Source organism: Pseudomonas triclosanedens, from assembly GCF_026686735.1.
Classification (GTDB): Bacteria; Pseudomonadota; Gammaproteobacteria; order Pseudomonadales; family Pseudomonadaceae; genus Pseudomonas; species Pseudomonas triclosanedens.
This window is the reverse complement of the sequence record NZ_CP113432.1, coordinates 5,400,226-5,413,443: the sequence shown is the minus strand read 5'-3', so window position 1 is coordinate 5,413,443 and position 13,218 is coordinate 5,400,226. Positions and strand designations below refer to the sequence as shown.

Here is a 13,218-nt window from a genome sequence, read left to right as displayed (position 1 = left end):
GTCCATGACCGCTTCGACCTACACCGATTTCCACCTGCAACCCCTGGCCGGCGAATGGCGTACCGGCAGCACCGGCAAATCGCTGCGCGACTGCAACCCGTATGACGGCAGCCTGCTGGTGGAGATTCCCCAGGCCAGCCGCGACGATCTCGACGCTGCCTATCGCAAGGCCGCCGAGGTGCAGCCGGCCTGGGCCGCACTGCCGCCGGCGGAACGCTCCGCGCTGCTGCACCGCGTGGTGGCGGTGTTCGACAAGCGCCGCGAGGAGATCATCGACTGGATCATCCGCGAGTCCGGCAGCACCCGCCTGAAGGCCACGCTGGAGTGGGGCGCGGCGCGCGCCATCACGCTGGAGGCGGCGTCGTTCCCCAGTCGTGTGCATGGGCGCATCGTCGACTCCAACATCCCCGGCAAGGAAAGCCGCGTGTACCGCAGCGCCATCGGGGTGGTGGGTGTCATCAGCCCGTGGAACTTCCCTCTGCACCTGACTCAGCGCTCGCTGGCTCCGGCTCTGGCGCTGGGCAACGCGGTGGTGGTCAAGCCGGCCAGCGACACGCCGGTGTGCGGCGGCCTGCTGCTGGCGCGGCTGTTCGAGGAAGCCGGGCTGCCGGCCGGCGTACTCAGCGTGGTGGTTGGCGCGGGCAGCGAGATCGGCGATGCGTTCGTCGAGCATCCGGTGCCGGGGCTGGTGACCTTCACCGGGTCGACGCCAGTGGGGCGCAACATCGGGCGCATCGCCAGCGGCGGCGCGCACCTCAAGCATGTGGCGCTGGAGCTGGGGGGCAACAGTCCGTTCGTGGTGCTGGACGACGCCGACCTCGAACAGGCGGTGAGCGCGGCGGTGTTCGGCAAGTTCCTGCACCAGGGACAGATCTGCATGGCGATCAACCGCATCATCGTCGCCGACTCGCTGTACGACGCCTTCGCCGAGCGCTTCGTCGAGCGGGTGAAGCAGGTGAAGGTCGGTGACCCGCAACTGGCGGAGACGGCGGTTGGCCCGATCATCAATGCGCGCCAGCTCGAAGGCTTGCTGGAGAAGGTGGCCCTGGCGCGCCGCGAAGGCGCCAGGCCGCTGTACGAAGGTGGTGTGCAGGGCCAGTTGCTGGCGCCGCACGTATATGGCGAGGTCGGTCCGGACATGGAGATCGCCCGTGACGAAATCTTCGGCCCGCTGATCGGCCTGCTGCGCGCCCGCGACGAGGAGCATGCGCTGGAGCTGGCCAATGCCAGCGAGTATGGCCTGGCCAGCGCCGTGTTCACCCGTGACCTCGACCGTGGCGTGCGCTTTGCCCGCCGCATCCACGCGGGCATGACCCACGTGAACGACATCCCGGTCAACGACGAGGCCAACGCGCCATTCGGTGGCGAGAAGAACTCCGGTCTTGGCCGCTTCAACGGCGACTGGGCGATCGACGAGTTCACCCGCGACCACTGGGTGAGCGTGCAGCGGGAGGCGCGTCACTACCCGTTCTGAATGCCTGACCGGTAACACCGCAAATCCAGCCCAGGGCGTGTCCATGCGGACGCGCTCCGGGTCGCTGCACCCCTGAAAAAACGGAGAACAATAACAATGATCAGCCGTCATACCCGCGTATTGCCGTCCCTTGCCTGCGCGACCCTGCCGCTCCTGGCCTGCACCTGCGCCCAGGCCGCCGAGGAGGGTGGCTTCTTCGAGGACTCGCGCACCGACCTGGTGCTGCGCAACTACGCCTTCAACCGCGATTTCCGCGACCACAGCGCCGGCAAGAGCCTGGTCAACGAGTGGGCGCAAGGCTTCATTCTCAAATTCACGTCCGGCTATACCCGTGGCCCGCTGGGCTTCGGTGTCGATGCCCTGGGCCTGTACGGCGTGAAGCTGAACAGCAGCCGTGACCAGAGCGGTTCCGAACTGCTGCCGGTCCACGACGACGGCAAGGCCGCCGACGAATATGGCCGCGTGGCGGTGGCGGCGAAGCTGCGGCTGTCGGCCAGCGAGCTGAAGGTCGGCGAGATGCTCCCGGATATCCCGGTGTTGCGTTATGACGATGGCCGCCTGCTGCCGCAGACCTTCCGCGGCGCCGCGCTGGTGTCGCGCGAGTGGGAGGGCGTGAGTCTGTACGGCGGGCGTTACGACCAGGTCAGCCTGCGCAACTCGGCGGACCTGCAGGATTTGTCGTCCTGGTCGGCGCCGACGGCGAAGTCCGATGCCTTCAACTATGCCGGCGCGGAGTACCGCTTCAACGACCAACGCACCCTGGTCGGCGCCTGGTATGCGCAACTGGAGGACATCTACACCCAGCGCTACTTCAACCTGCTGCACAAGCAGCCGGTTGGCGACTGGGTGCTGGGCGCCAACCTCGGCCTGTTCTTCGACCGCGACGATGGCCGTGCCCTGGCCGGCGAGATCGACAGCCACACCGCCTATGCGCTGCTCTCGGCCAATCGCGGCGGCCACACGGTTTACCTCGGCCTGCAGAAGGTCGGCGGCACCGGCATGTGGCAGTCGGTCTACGGCAGCAGTGGACGGACGATGGGCAACGATATGTTCAACGGCAACTTCACCAACGAGGACGAACGCTCGTGGCAGGCGCGCTACGACTACGACTTCGCCGCCGTGGGCGTGCCGGGCCTGGTGAGCATGGTGCGCTACGGCAAGGGCGATAACGCCACGACCAGGGCTGGCAGCGGCGGCAAGGAATGGGAGCGCGACGTAGAGCTGGGCTACACGGTGCAGAGCGGGGTGCTGAAGAAGCTCAACGTGAGGGTCAACCACGCCAGCAACCGTCGCAGTTTCAACAGCGATTTCGATCAGACCCGGCTGATCTTCAATTACCCGATCTCGCTCTGATGGCGCAGGCTGGCGAGCGGTGCGTCTCGCCAGCCTGGTGATGGCGGCTCAGCCCGCCAGCAGCCACGCGCCGGCGCCCGCCGACGCCAACCCGGCGCAGCGTACCAGGGGCGCCGCGGCCTGCGGCAGCAGGCGCACGATGCCGTAGCCCGCCGCATGCAGCGCGGCGGTGGCGGCGACGAATCCCGCTGCATACAGCCACGGGCTGCTCAGCTCCGGCAGTTCCAGCCCATGCGCCACGCCGTGGGCGAGGGCGAATGCGGCGGTGGCGAGCATCGCCAGCGCCAGCGGCGGACGCACCGCCAGCGCCACGCACAGGCCCAGCGCCAGGACGGAGGCGGCGATGCCGGTTTCCATGAACGGCATCTCCAGCCCTTCGAAGCCCAGCAGTCCGCCGATCAGCATGGTGAGAACGAAGGTGCAGGGCAGCGCCAGCCGTGCCGCGCCCTGTTGCTGCGCGGCCCAGAGACCGACGGCGAACATTGCCAGCAGGTGGTCGAGGCCGGTGACGGGGTGGGCGAGGCCGGCGATCAGGCCGTGGTCGCCGTGCCCGGGGTGGGCGAAGGCGATTGCCGGGGTGAGCGACAGTGCGAGGGCGTAGAGGCTTTTGCGCAGGGACATGGGAACTCCTGGGTCGATTGTCCGTGGCCCGCGGGTGCGGGCGATGCGTGCGTTTCAGGCTGCCGTCAACAGGCCCTGGCGCTCGATGAAGGCGATGATCTGGTCGAGGCCCTGGCCGGTCTTCTGGTTGCTGAACACGAACGGCTTGTCACCACGCATGCGCGTGGCGTCCTGGTCCATCACTTCCAGCGAGGCACCCACCAGCGGCGCGAGGTCGATTTTGTTGATCACCAGCAGGTCGGACTTGCAGATGCCCGGCCCACCCTTGCGCGGGATCTTGTCGCCGGCGGAAACGTCGATCACGTAGAGCGTCAGGTCCGATAGTTCGGGGCTGAAGGTGGCCGACAGATTGTCGCCGCCGGACTCCACCAGGATCAGGTCGAGACCGGGAAAGCGGCGGTTGAGCTGGTCCACGGCTTCGAGGTTGATCGAGGCGTCCTCGCGGATCGCGGTATGCGGGCAGCCGCCGGTTTCCACGCCGATGATCCGCTCCGGCTCCAGGGCTTCGTTGCGCACCAGGAACTGCGCGTCCTCCTGGGTGTAGATGTCGTTGGTGACCACGGCGATGTTGTAGCGCTGGCGCAGGGCGCGGCACAGCGCCAGGGTCAGGGCTGTCTTGCCGGAGCCGACCGGGCCGCCGATGCCGACGCGCAGGGGTTGAGAGTTCATGAGGCAGTTCTCCTAGGAACGGAACAGACGGCTGTATTGGGTTTCGTGGTTCATGCTGGCGAGCGCCAGGCCGAATGGCGCACCGCCGGGCGTGTCGTTGGTGAGGGCTGCGCGGCAGGCGCGGTCGAGATCGGGGAGCAGGCGCGAGGTGAGTTTCTGCGCCGCCAGTTGGCCGAGCGGCAGGGTCTTCATCAGCACTGCCAACTGGTTTTCCAGCCAGCTCCACAGCCAGGCGCCCAGTGCCTGCTCGGGGGAAAGCCCCCAGGCGCGGGCGGCCAGTGCCCAGGCGGCGGCGAAGGACGGCTCGGCCTGCTCGGCGAGCCAGTGCTGGGCGGCACCGTCCAACTCCGGCAGAGCTTCCAGCAATTGCCCGAGGGAGAAGCCCATCTGCCGGTTTTCCAGGCCCAGCTCACGGGTCTCGCGGCTGGCTCGGTGGCGCTCGGCGGCGTCCGCCAGGGCGCTCCAGTCACCGGCCTGGGCGGCGCGCAACAGTTCAGCCAGCAGCGGCCCTTCGAAGCGCGCGAGGTTCAGTTGCAGTTGGTCGGCGAGCCAGGCATGTGCGCTCTCGGCGTCCGTCACCTGGCCCTGGTCGATGGCGCTCTCCAGGCCCTGGGAATAGCTGTAGCCACCAATCGGCAACTGCGGACTGGCCAGACGCAGCAGCGCCCAGACGCTCACCGACGCACTCCGAACTGGTGCAGCTTCGGCGCGTAGTTGAACTCTTCCTCACCGTGGTGCGAATGGTGATGCCCGCCGCCGTAGGCGCCGTGTTCCGGCTGGAAGGGCGCCTCGACGGCCTCCACCGTGGCGCCGAGCTGGTCGAGCATGGCCTTGAGCACGTAGTCGTCGAGCAGGCGCAGCCAGCCGTCGCCGACCTGCAGGGCGACATGCCGGTTGCCCAGGTGGTAGGCCGCGCGATTCAGCTCGCGGGCGTTGGCGCAGGTGACGTGCAGCAGGCGCTCCGCCGCCGCCGCGACGCGCACCACGCGGCCGTCGTTGGCCAGCAGGAAATCACCATCGGCCAGCGGTGGCTGCCCGCGTTCCAGGAACAGGCCGACGTCTTCCCCCTCCGTGCTGAAGCAGCGCAGGCGACTCTTGCTGCGCGCCTCGTAGTTCAGGCGCAGTTCGACGTTCCAGTGCGCGCGGGGTTCGATTCGTTGGTGGATGACCAGCATGGCGGCGTCCGGCAGTAGCGATGGCCGAGCTACAGCAAGGGCCTTGCCAGCGTGGGTTGGTGCCAGCGCTGGCGCGGTCTGGAGAGATTGTCCGAACGATCAGGAATGATGTGGGCGCGCAACGATGGTGCGCACGAAAACGGTGCGCACCAATGCGGGGCGCGGCGTGCAGCTCTGGATGACGCGGCGCGCCGCGATACCCGGCAATGGTGTGCGGCGAGGGAGCGTCGAGCGTGTTTGCGGGGGCTGCGACTTCAGGGCCGCGAGCCGATGCCTGTCCAGTGCTTGGCGCCGATCATGATGAAGCGCAGTTGCTGGGTGACCTTGGCTTCGGGCGTCAGGTGCGCCGGCAGTGATTCGGCGGGCGGGTCGATCAGTTCGGGGAGAGTGGCGAATACCGTCTTCACCACCAGGTCGGCGATCACGTCGAGGTCCTGGGGTTGCAGGTGCGGCAGCTTGTTCAGCAACGCGAGGTCGGCGGCGAGGTCGTCGGTGATGCGCTGGCGCAGCTCGCCGACGGCCTGGCGGATCGGCAGCGAGCCGCCGTACTGCTCGCGGGCGAGGAACAGGAACTGGGTGCGATTGGCGGTTACCGCATCGAGGAAGATGCGCACCGAAGCTTCGATCACCCCGCCCAGCTCGAATTCATTGCGGCGCACCGCGCGCAGGGTCTGGCGAAAAGTCTCGTCGACATCGGCGACCAGGGCCAGGCCCAGTTGGTCCATGTCGGCGAAATGCCGGTAGAACCCGGCGGGCACGATGCCGGCTGTCTTCGCCACTTCCCGCAGGCTCAGGCTGCCGAAGCCACGGCCACTGTCCATCAGGCTGCGCGCCGCATCCATCAGGGCCTGGCGGGTCTGTTGTTTCTGTTCGGCGCGGGGAGTGGACATACGGCTATCCATGACGAAGGCGCAGGCACTCTAGCAAATGCCGGTCGGTGGGGGGGAAGTTCCGACTCATTCAGTGAACGAGTGTTGACTGAAAAGGTCTGGGCGTGAGATTTTAGTGAACATCTGTTTACTGTTCGGTTCCGCTCATGCCGCTTCTTCCGTTTTCCGCCTTGCGCCTGTTTAGCCCGCTGCTGGCGCCCGTGCGTGCCCTGGTGCGTGGCGACTGGCTGCGCGAGGCGGACGCCGATGCCGTGCTAGGCACGCTGCACCGTGGATGGGCGCTCAATCGCGTGTTCGCCCGTGTCGAGGCTCGCGACTGGGTCGCCGACGATATGCTCGAACTGCGCCTGCTACCCAACGCCAACTGGCGCGGTGCGCGGGCTGGGCAACACGTGCAGCTCTACATCGAGCGCGACGGTGTGCGCTGCAGCCGCAGCTACAGTCTGACGCGCATCGCCGCCGACGGTTGTCTGGAGTTTGCGGTGAAGCTGCAGCCGGGTGGCCGGGTTTCGCCGTATCTGCTGCACCGGCTGTGCGTGGGCGATCTGCTCGAACTGGGCGTCGTGGATGGCGATCTGCATTGGCCGGGGGATGAGCGCGGTGTGCTCCTGCTGGCTGCCGGCAGCGGCCTGACGCCTTTGCTCGGCCTTTTGCGTGATGCGCTGGCACGCGGCTACGGCGCTCCGGTTACGCTGCTGCACTATGTGCGCGAGCGTGGCCAGCGGGCTTTCGTCGAGGCGCTGGAGGCGCTCGCCCGGCAGTATCCGAATCTGCAATTGCGTTGGGCGATCAGCGGCGAGGCGCCAGCCGAGGGCGAGCTGCGCGGGCGCTTCCGCGGCGAGCATGTACAAGGCTTCGCGGGCCGCCATGTGCTGGCCTGCGGGCCCGGCGGTTTCGTGGAGAGCGTTCGTGGCGTGCTTGGCGAATCCAGCCCGAGCCTGCAGGTCGAGAGCTTCAGTCCGCCCGCCTGGAACGACGGCGAGCCCGCTCAGGCGGTGAGCCTGCGCTTTTCCCGAGCGGCGCTGGAAACCACCGGCGATAGCCGTCGCAGCCTGCTGGAGCAGGCCGAGGCCGCGGGCCTGCGACCTGCCCACGGCTGTCGCCAGGGTGTCTGCGCCAGTTGTACCTGCACCCTGATCAGCGGATGCGTGCGCGACCTGCGCAGCGGCGAGCTGTTCAGCGAACCCGGCCAACCGATCCGCCTTTGCGTCAGCGCTCCCCAGAGCGACCTGGCCATTGATCTCTGAAGGTTTCTCATGCGCGACGACCGCGAACTCAATTCCGCCGAACTGGCGGCCTTCGGTGCCGAACTGGATGCTTTGCGCCAGCGGACCCTGCACGATATGGGCGACGCCGATGCCCGCTATATCCGCCGCATTCGCACGGCGGTGCGCTTCTGTTGCTGGAGTGGCCGTGCGCCGCCGATATCAGCCTGGGTAATCCCGACTGGGCCGCCGGCAAGACGCGCTCGCCGCTCTCCGGCAAGAATCAGTTCGCCAGCCTTGAGAAAGTCGAGTTCCGCCTGGCGCCGCTGCCCTTGTTATGGCGGACGGTGAGCATTCCGCAGATCATCCTGACTCGCCCGAGCGCCAATCTGCTGCGCCTGGCCGATGGCCGCGCGACCTGGAGTTTCGGCCTGCCGAAGAATGAGGACCAGGCCGATGTGCAACCGTCGGCATGGACGCTGGATATCGGTGAGATCGGCTTCGACAAAGGCAGTGTGTGGTTTGACGACCAGCGCCTGAAGACCCGTCTGGAGCTGCAGGTGGACCCGCTGGGCAAGCCGGTACCCTTCGGCCAGTTGGCCGGCAAGGCGCTGGCTGGCGCACAGACGGCCGATACCCAGGACTACGTGTTCGGCTGGAAGCTCAAGGGCGAGTTCAAGGGCCTGCCGCTCAATGGCTCCGGCAAGGTTGGCGGCATGCTGGCATTGCAGGATGCCGCCAAGCCGTTTCCGATACAGGCGGATGTTTCCGCCGGCAGCACGCGCGCCAGCGTGGTCGGCACTCTGGTCGACCCGTTGAACCTCGGCTCGCTGGACCTGCGCCTGAAGCTGGCTGGCAGCAGCATGGCCAATCTGTTCCCGCTCACCGGCGTGACCCTGCCGGATACCCCCGCCTACGAGACCGATGGGCGCCTGAAGGCCGAACTGCACGACCCGGCGGGGGCGCAGTTCCACTATGAAAATTTCAACGGCAAGGTCGGCGAAAGCGACCTCCACGGCGACCTGCTGTTCGTCAATCGGCAGCCTCGGCCAAAACTGTCCGGCAAGCTGCGTTCGGACCAGTTGCGCATGGCCGATCTCGGCCCGCTGATCGGTGCCGACTCGAACAAGGACAAGCAGGCGCGCGGCCAGACCGCCCGCCAGCCGGCGGACAAGGTACTGCCGGTGGAGGAGTTTCGCACCGAGCGCTGGCGTGCGATGGATGCCGATGTGGAGTTCACCGGCAAGCGCATCGTACACAGCGACAAGCTGCCGATAAGCGACCTCTATACGCACCTGGTGCTCAACGACGGAATGCTTACCCTGGAACCGCTGCGTTTCGGCGTCGCCGGGGGCGCGCTGGATTCCCACATCCGCCTGGATGGCGGCAAGACGCCGATGCAGAGCCGCATCGACCTGACAGCGCGCCGCTTCAAGCTCAAGCAACTGTTCCCCAGCTTCGCGCCGATGCAAACCAGCCTGGGCGAGCTCAATGGCGACGCGGCGCTCAGCGGCACCGGCAACTCGGTGGCAAGCATCCTCGGCAGCGCCAATGGCCAGCTAAAACTGCTGATCAATGACGGGCGGATCAGCAAGGGACTGATGGAGATCGCCGGTCTGAACGTCGGCAACTATGTGGTTGCCAAGTTGTTCGGCGACGACGACGTGCAGATCAACTGCGCCGCGGCCGATGTCGGCATTGCCAAGGGGCTGGCGCAGCCGCGGGTGTTCGTCTTCGATACCGAGAATGCCATCATCAATGTGCAGGGCACTGCCAACTTCGCCACAGAGAAGCTGGACCTGGACGTGATTCCCGAGAGCAAGGGTATGCGCATCTTCTCGCTGCGTTCGCCGCTCTACGTCGAGGGCACGTTCAAGAATCCCCGCGCCGGCGTACATGCGGCACCGCTGGCGCTGCGTGGTGCGGGTATGGTGGCGCTGGGTGTGGCGGTGGCGCCGGCTGCCGCGCTGCTGGCGCTGGTTGCGCCCAGCCAGCAGGATGACAACCAGTGCGGCCCGCTGTTGCAGCAAATGAGGCAGCCGGCGAAAGTGCCGATGCCCGCCGGGCGTCAGTAGATCGGGACGTAGAGGTCGACTTCCGAGTCCGGGCGCTCTGGGCCGAGGAAACGTTCGGTGTAGTGCTCGAGGTCGATGCCCTTGCGTGGCGAGAGCCCTGCGCGGGCGAGGAGGTTGTAGTAGATCTCCTGGAAGCTGTCGGCGATGGTGGTCACCGGACCGACGTGGGTGAAGACCGCGTATTTCTGCGCCGGCACCTCGAACTTCAGCATGCCGTCGGGCACCACGGCATCGTCCGTCACCGGCAGGGCGGCGATGTAGTGGAACTCGCCGCCGGGCAACTGGGTGCATACGCCATAGGCGGTCCTGTCTGCGGGATTGGCGCTGATCTCATGCTCGCGCGGCAGGAAGCGCTGCCAGAGCTGGCCGATGCTGTCGTCGGGTGCGCTGCCCCGATAGTCCATGCCCACCACGCTGAAGGCGGGCAACTCGATGATCCTGTGTTTCATGGTGTGCGGCTCCGTGCTGACAGATCGCATGATAGACCGTGGCGCATCCGCCGGAATATTCCGCGCATGGCCGATCCACCCTGTGTAGACCTTCGGGCAGGGAGATCGTGTTGCCTCGTCGGAGACAAGAGCCTGTATGACCCGGCCGAAAGCGCAAGGGCATAGGTGGGGCGCAAGGACGAACCAGTCGAAGCGCTGCGCTGAACCGGGTGGCCCTCGCCCCGTCGGGAGAGGGCCGTCGGCTCAGGGCTGGTAGTCGCGCTCGTGGCGATCCAGTTCGGAACAGGTCATGAAGCCGGAACCGTCGACCTGGCCGCTACCATCGAAGCTGACGTAGAACGGCTGCTGCTGGCCATCCTTGCTGAGGATGTAGCTGTTGCAACTGCCGGGCTTCATCAGGCGCTTCTGTGTGGATGACGGCGAGCCACCGATGCGCAATACCTGCTCCTTCGTCATGCCTTTCTCGACATTGCGAACCAGCGGTTCGTCGCGGAAGGTGATGTAGTTGACCGGGTTCTGCACCTTGGTGGAGGCACAGCCCGCCAGCGTGGCCAGCACCAGCAGCGTCAGCAGTGATCGTTTGTCCATGATGATCTCCTTGGATTGGCAACGGCTTGCACAACTTGGAGCCAGGTGGACGGCAGCGCGTTCAAGAAATCTGCGCGGGCCGCTTACTGTGTGTCTTTCAGGGCCTGGTCCAGGCGCTGCTGGTTCTGTACGTTGGCCTGGTCGATCTGCTGCTTGAGCTGTTGCATCTGCTGCTGTGCCTGTTCTGCCTGTTTGGCCTGCAGACTGGCGGTGGCGGCGGTCTCGCCCAGGCCGCAGGCGGTGAGCAGGGAGGTCAGGGTGATGAGCGCGGGCAGGCGGGACATGGTGGTTTCCGGCGTGAAGAGATGATTCTCAACGCTAGCGCATGGCGAGGCGGCCGTCAGTGAGGTCGGCCGCAGCTCGCGCAGGAGCGATCAACCGTAGCGCTTCTTCGCCTCGATGGCCAGGCCGCTGCCGATGCCGCCGAAGCGGTCGCCGTCGACATGGCGGGCGTTGGGCAGCATCGCCGCAACGCTCTGGCGCAGTGCGGGCACGCCGCTCGATCCGCCGGTGAAGAACACCGTGTCGACCCGCGCCGGGTCCACGTCGGCGGAGTTGAGCAGTTCGCCGATGCTGCCGCGCACGCGCTCCAGCAGCGGGGCTATGGCGCCTTCGAACAGCTCGCGGCTCAGCTCGGCGACCAGGCCGGCTTCGATGCGCGCAAGGTCGATGTCGCGGCGCTGGCTGTCGGAAAGCTCGATCTTGCTGGCTTCCACCTGCATCGCCAACCAGTGCCCGGCGCGCTGTTCGATCAGCTTGAACAGGCGATCGATGCCGGTGGCGTCGACGATGTCGTAGCGCATGTTCTGCAATGCCAGTTGCGACTTCTGCGCGTACACCGCGTTGATGGTGTGCCAGGTGGCGAGGTTGAGGTGGTAGCTGGTGGGCATGAAGGCATCGCTCTTCATCCGGCTGCCATAGCCGAACAGCGGCATCACGCCCTGGATGCTGAGCTGCTTGTCGAAGTCGGTACCGCCGATGTGCACGCCACCGGTGGCGAGGATGTCGTCCTGGCGTTCGGCGACTTCGCGGCGCTCCGGCGACAGGCGTACCAGCGAGAAGTCCGAGGTGCCGCCGCCGATGTCGACGATCAGCACCAGTTCCTCGAGCTCGACGCCACGCTCGTAGTCGAACGCCGCGGCCAGTGGCTCGTACTGGAAGGATACGTCCTTGAAGCCGAGCTTGCGGGCTACCGCGACCAGGGTGTCCTGGGCCTCCTGATCGGCCTTGGGATCATCGTCGACGAAGAACACCGGACGGCCCAGCACCACGGCGTCGAACTCGCGCCCGGCGGTGTATTCGGCGCGCTTCTTCAGTTCGCCGATGAACAGGCCGAGCAGGTCCTTGAACGGCATCGCACTGCCCAGCACGGTAGTTTCGCTCTTGAGCAGCGAGGAACCCAGCAGGCTTTTCAGCGAGCGCATCAGGCGGCCCTCGTAGCCTTCCAGGTATTCGTGCAGGGCCAGGCGGCCATACACCGGGCGGCGCTCCTCGACATTGAAGAAGATCACCGAAGGCAGGGTGATCTTGTCGTCTTCCAGAACGATCAGCGGTTCGCTGTCCGGCCGCCACCAGCCGACGGTGGAGTTGGAGGTGCCGAAGTCGATGCCCAGGGCCTGGGCCGCAGAGGTCTGGAACATGGTGTGCGATGTCCGGAGAAAAAACGGCCGCGCAGTTTACGCGAGCGCGCGTGGAAAGCCAGGGTATCTGTCGGGAAGCGGTGGTGGCAAAGAGGACTTGGGGAGTAGCTTGTAGTTTTGCTACATTGTCTTCCTGTAGTTTTCCTACAAGAGTTTTTGCCCACTGATTTCGTTCTCCCACCCCGTACAAGCAGTTGGATTCCCACCATGCACAGAGCCTCCTTCCACGAATTGCGCAAGGATTTCCGCGCCCTTCTGACGTCTTCCTCCTGCTACCACACCGCTTCGGTGTTCGATCCGATGTCGGCGCGCATCGCCGCGGATCTGGGTTTCGAGGTTGGAATCCTGGGCGGTTCTGTAGCTTCACTACAAGTTTTGGCCGCCCCTGATTTCGCCCTGATCACGTTGAGCGAGTTCGTCGAACAGGCCTCCCGCATCGGCCGTGTCGCCCGCCTGCCGGTGATCGCCGACGCCGATCACGGCTACGGCAACGCGCTGAACACCATGCGCACGGTGGTGGAACTCGAACGTGCCGGCGTGGCTGCGCTGACCATCGAGGATACGCTGCTGCCCGCGCAGTTCGGCCGCAAGTCGACGGACCTGATAACGGTGGAAGAGGGTGTCGGCAAGATTCGCGCGGCCATCGAGGCGCGTGTCGACGAGGAAATGGCGATCATCGCCCGTACCAACGCCGAAGTGCTGGAAGTGGATGATGTGATCCGCCGTACCCTGGCCTACCAGGCCGCTGGCGCCGACGGCATCTGCATGGTCGGCATCCGCGACTTCGACCACCTGGAGCAGATCGCCCGTCACCTGAGCGTGCCGCTGATGCTGGTGTCCTACGGCAACCCGCAACTGCGTGACGACCATCGCCTGGCGCGCCTGGGCGTGCGCATCGTGGTGGATGGCCACGCCGCGTACTTCGCGGCGATCAAGGCAACCTACGACTGCCTGCGCGAACAACGCGGCGTCGATGCCTCAGACCTGACCGCGTCGGAGTTGGCGAAGAAGTACACCCTGCCCGAGGAGTATCAGATCTGGGCGCGGGAATACATGGAAGTCAAAGAGTAGTGTCGCTG

At 66.2% G+C, this 13,218-nt stretch carries 13 protein-coding genes and 2 pseudogenes; 6 read left to right on the top strand and 9 right to left on the bottom strand.

What is annotated here, in order from left to right; genetic code table 11:
* The first annotated feature begins 4 nt into the window (after positions 1–4).
* Positions 5–1,474 (top strand): aldehyde dehydrogenase family protein, encoded by a 1,470-nt coding sequence (locus tag OU419_RS25105; RefSeq protein ID WP_254472391.1) that lies wholly within the window; start codon positions 5–7, stop codon positions 1,472–1,474.
* Positions 1,475–1,570: 96 nt separating this feature from the next.
* The gene (locus tag OU419_RS25100; RefSeq protein ID WP_254472392.1) at positions 1,571–2,827 is read left to right on the top strand and encodes an OprD family porin; all 1,257 of its coding nucleotides are present in this window, start codon (positions 1,571–1,573) and stop codon (positions 2,825–2,827) included.
* Positions 2,828–2,875: 48 nt separating this feature from the next.
* Here the strand turns inward: OU419_RS25100 and OU419_RS25095 are convergent, their stop codons facing one another.
* The 5 genes from OU419_RS25095 to OU419_RS25075 all read right to left on the bottom strand — a co-directional run bounded on the left by OU419_RS25095 (position 2,876) and on the right by OU419_RS25075 (position 6,182).
* The gene (locus OU419_RS25095; protein ID WP_254472393.1) at positions 2,876–3,448 is read right to left on the bottom strand and encodes a HupE/UreJ family protein; all 573 of its coding nucleotides are present in this window, start codon (positions 3,446–3,448) and stop codon (positions 2,876–2,878) included.
* A 54-nt stretch (positions 3,449–3,502) separates the two neighbouring features.
* Complete coding sequence (ureG, locus tag OU419_RS25090) at positions 3,503–4,117, bottom strand: urease accessory protein UreG (protein ID WP_254472394.1); 615 nt, start codon at positions 4,115–4,117, stop codon at positions 3,503–3,505.
* Positions 4,118–4,129: 12 nt separating this feature from the next.
* Positions 4,130–4,795: an urease accessory protein UreF gene (locus OU419_RS25085; RefSeq protein ID WP_254472395.1), complete on the bottom strand. Its 666-nt coding sequence runs from the start codon at positions 4,793–4,795 to the stop codon at positions 4,130–4,132.
* Positions 4,792–5,292: an urease accessory protein UreE gene (gene ureE, locus OU419_RS25080; protein WP_254472396.1), complete on the bottom strand. Its 501-nt coding sequence runs from the start codon at positions 5,290–5,292 to the stop codon at positions 4,792–4,794. The genes OU419_RS25085 and ureE overlap by 4 nt, the downstream gene beginning before the upstream one ends.
* A 254-nt stretch (positions 5,293–5,546) precedes the next feature.
* Positions 5,547–6,182 (bottom strand): TetR family transcriptional regulator, encoded by a 636-nt coding sequence (locus OU419_RS25075; RefSeq protein WP_254472397.1) that lies wholly within the window; start codon positions 6,180–6,182, stop codon positions 5,547–5,549.
* 146 nt (positions 6,183–6,328) lie between these two features.
* Between OU419_RS25075 and OU419_RS25070 the strand changes: the two genes are divergently transcribed.
* The 3 genes and pseudogenes from OU419_RS25070 to OU419_RS25060 form a co-directional block, all read left to right on the top strand.
* The gene (locus OU419_RS25070) at positions 6,329–7,429 is read left to right on the top strand and encodes a flavin reductase family protein (protein WP_254472398.1); all 1,101 of its coding nucleotides are present in this window, start codon (positions 6,329–6,331) and stop codon (positions 7,427–7,429) included.
* 9 nt (positions 7,430–7,438) lie between these two features.
* A pseudogene (locus OU419_RS25065) lies at positions 7,439–7,630 on the top strand (acyl-CoA desaturase); the annotation flags it as partial.
* Positions 7,591–9,462 (top strand): annotated as a pseudogene (locus tag OU419_RS25060) (AsmA family protein); the annotation flags it as partial. The pseudogenes OU419_RS25065 and OU419_RS25060, both read left to right, overlap by 40 nt.
* Here the strand turns inward: OU419_RS25060 and OU419_RS25055 are convergent.
* The 4 genes from OU419_RS25055 to OU419_RS25040 all read right to left on the bottom strand — a co-directional run bounded on the left by OU419_RS25055 (position 9,456) and on the right by OU419_RS25040 (position 12,139).
* Positions 9,456–9,911, bottom strand: coding sequence for a GyrI-like domain-containing protein (locus tag OU419_RS25055; protein WP_254472399.1), 456 nt, complete (start codon positions 9,909–9,911; stop codon positions 9,456–9,458). The pseudogene OU419_RS25060 and the gene OU419_RS25055 sit on opposite strands and share 7 nt — an antisense overlap.
* A 243-nt stretch (positions 9,912–10,154) precedes the next feature.
* A complete protein-coding gene (gene osmE, locus OU419_RS25050; protein WP_254472400.1) occupies positions 10,155–10,499 on the bottom strand; it encodes an osmotically-inducible lipoprotein OsmE in 345 nt (114 codons plus the stop codon).
* Positions 10,500–10,582: 83 nt separating this feature from the next.
* The gene (locus OU419_RS25045; protein WP_254472401.1) at positions 10,583–10,783 is read right to left on the bottom strand and encodes a hypothetical protein; all 201 of its coding nucleotides are present in this window, start codon (positions 10,781–10,783) and stop codon (positions 10,583–10,585) included.
* 90 nt (positions 10,784–10,873) lie between these two features.
* Positions 10,874–12,139, bottom strand: a complete 1,266-nt coding sequence (locus OU419_RS25040) for an Hsp70 family protein (protein WP_254472402.1) — start codon at positions 12,137–12,139, stop codon at positions 10,874–10,876.
* A 207-nt stretch (positions 12,140–12,346) separates the two neighbouring features.
* On the opposite strand from OU419_RS25040, the gene OU419_RS25035 reads away from it, so the two are divergent.
* Positions 12,347–13,210 carry an isocitrate lyase/PEP mutase family protein gene (locus tag OU419_RS25035; protein ID WP_254472403.1) on the top strand — a complete coding sequence of 288 codons (864 nt, stop codon included), beginning with the start codon at positions 12,347–12,349 and terminating at the stop codon, positions 13,208–13,210.
* Positions 13,211–13,218 lie beyond the last annotated feature (8 nt).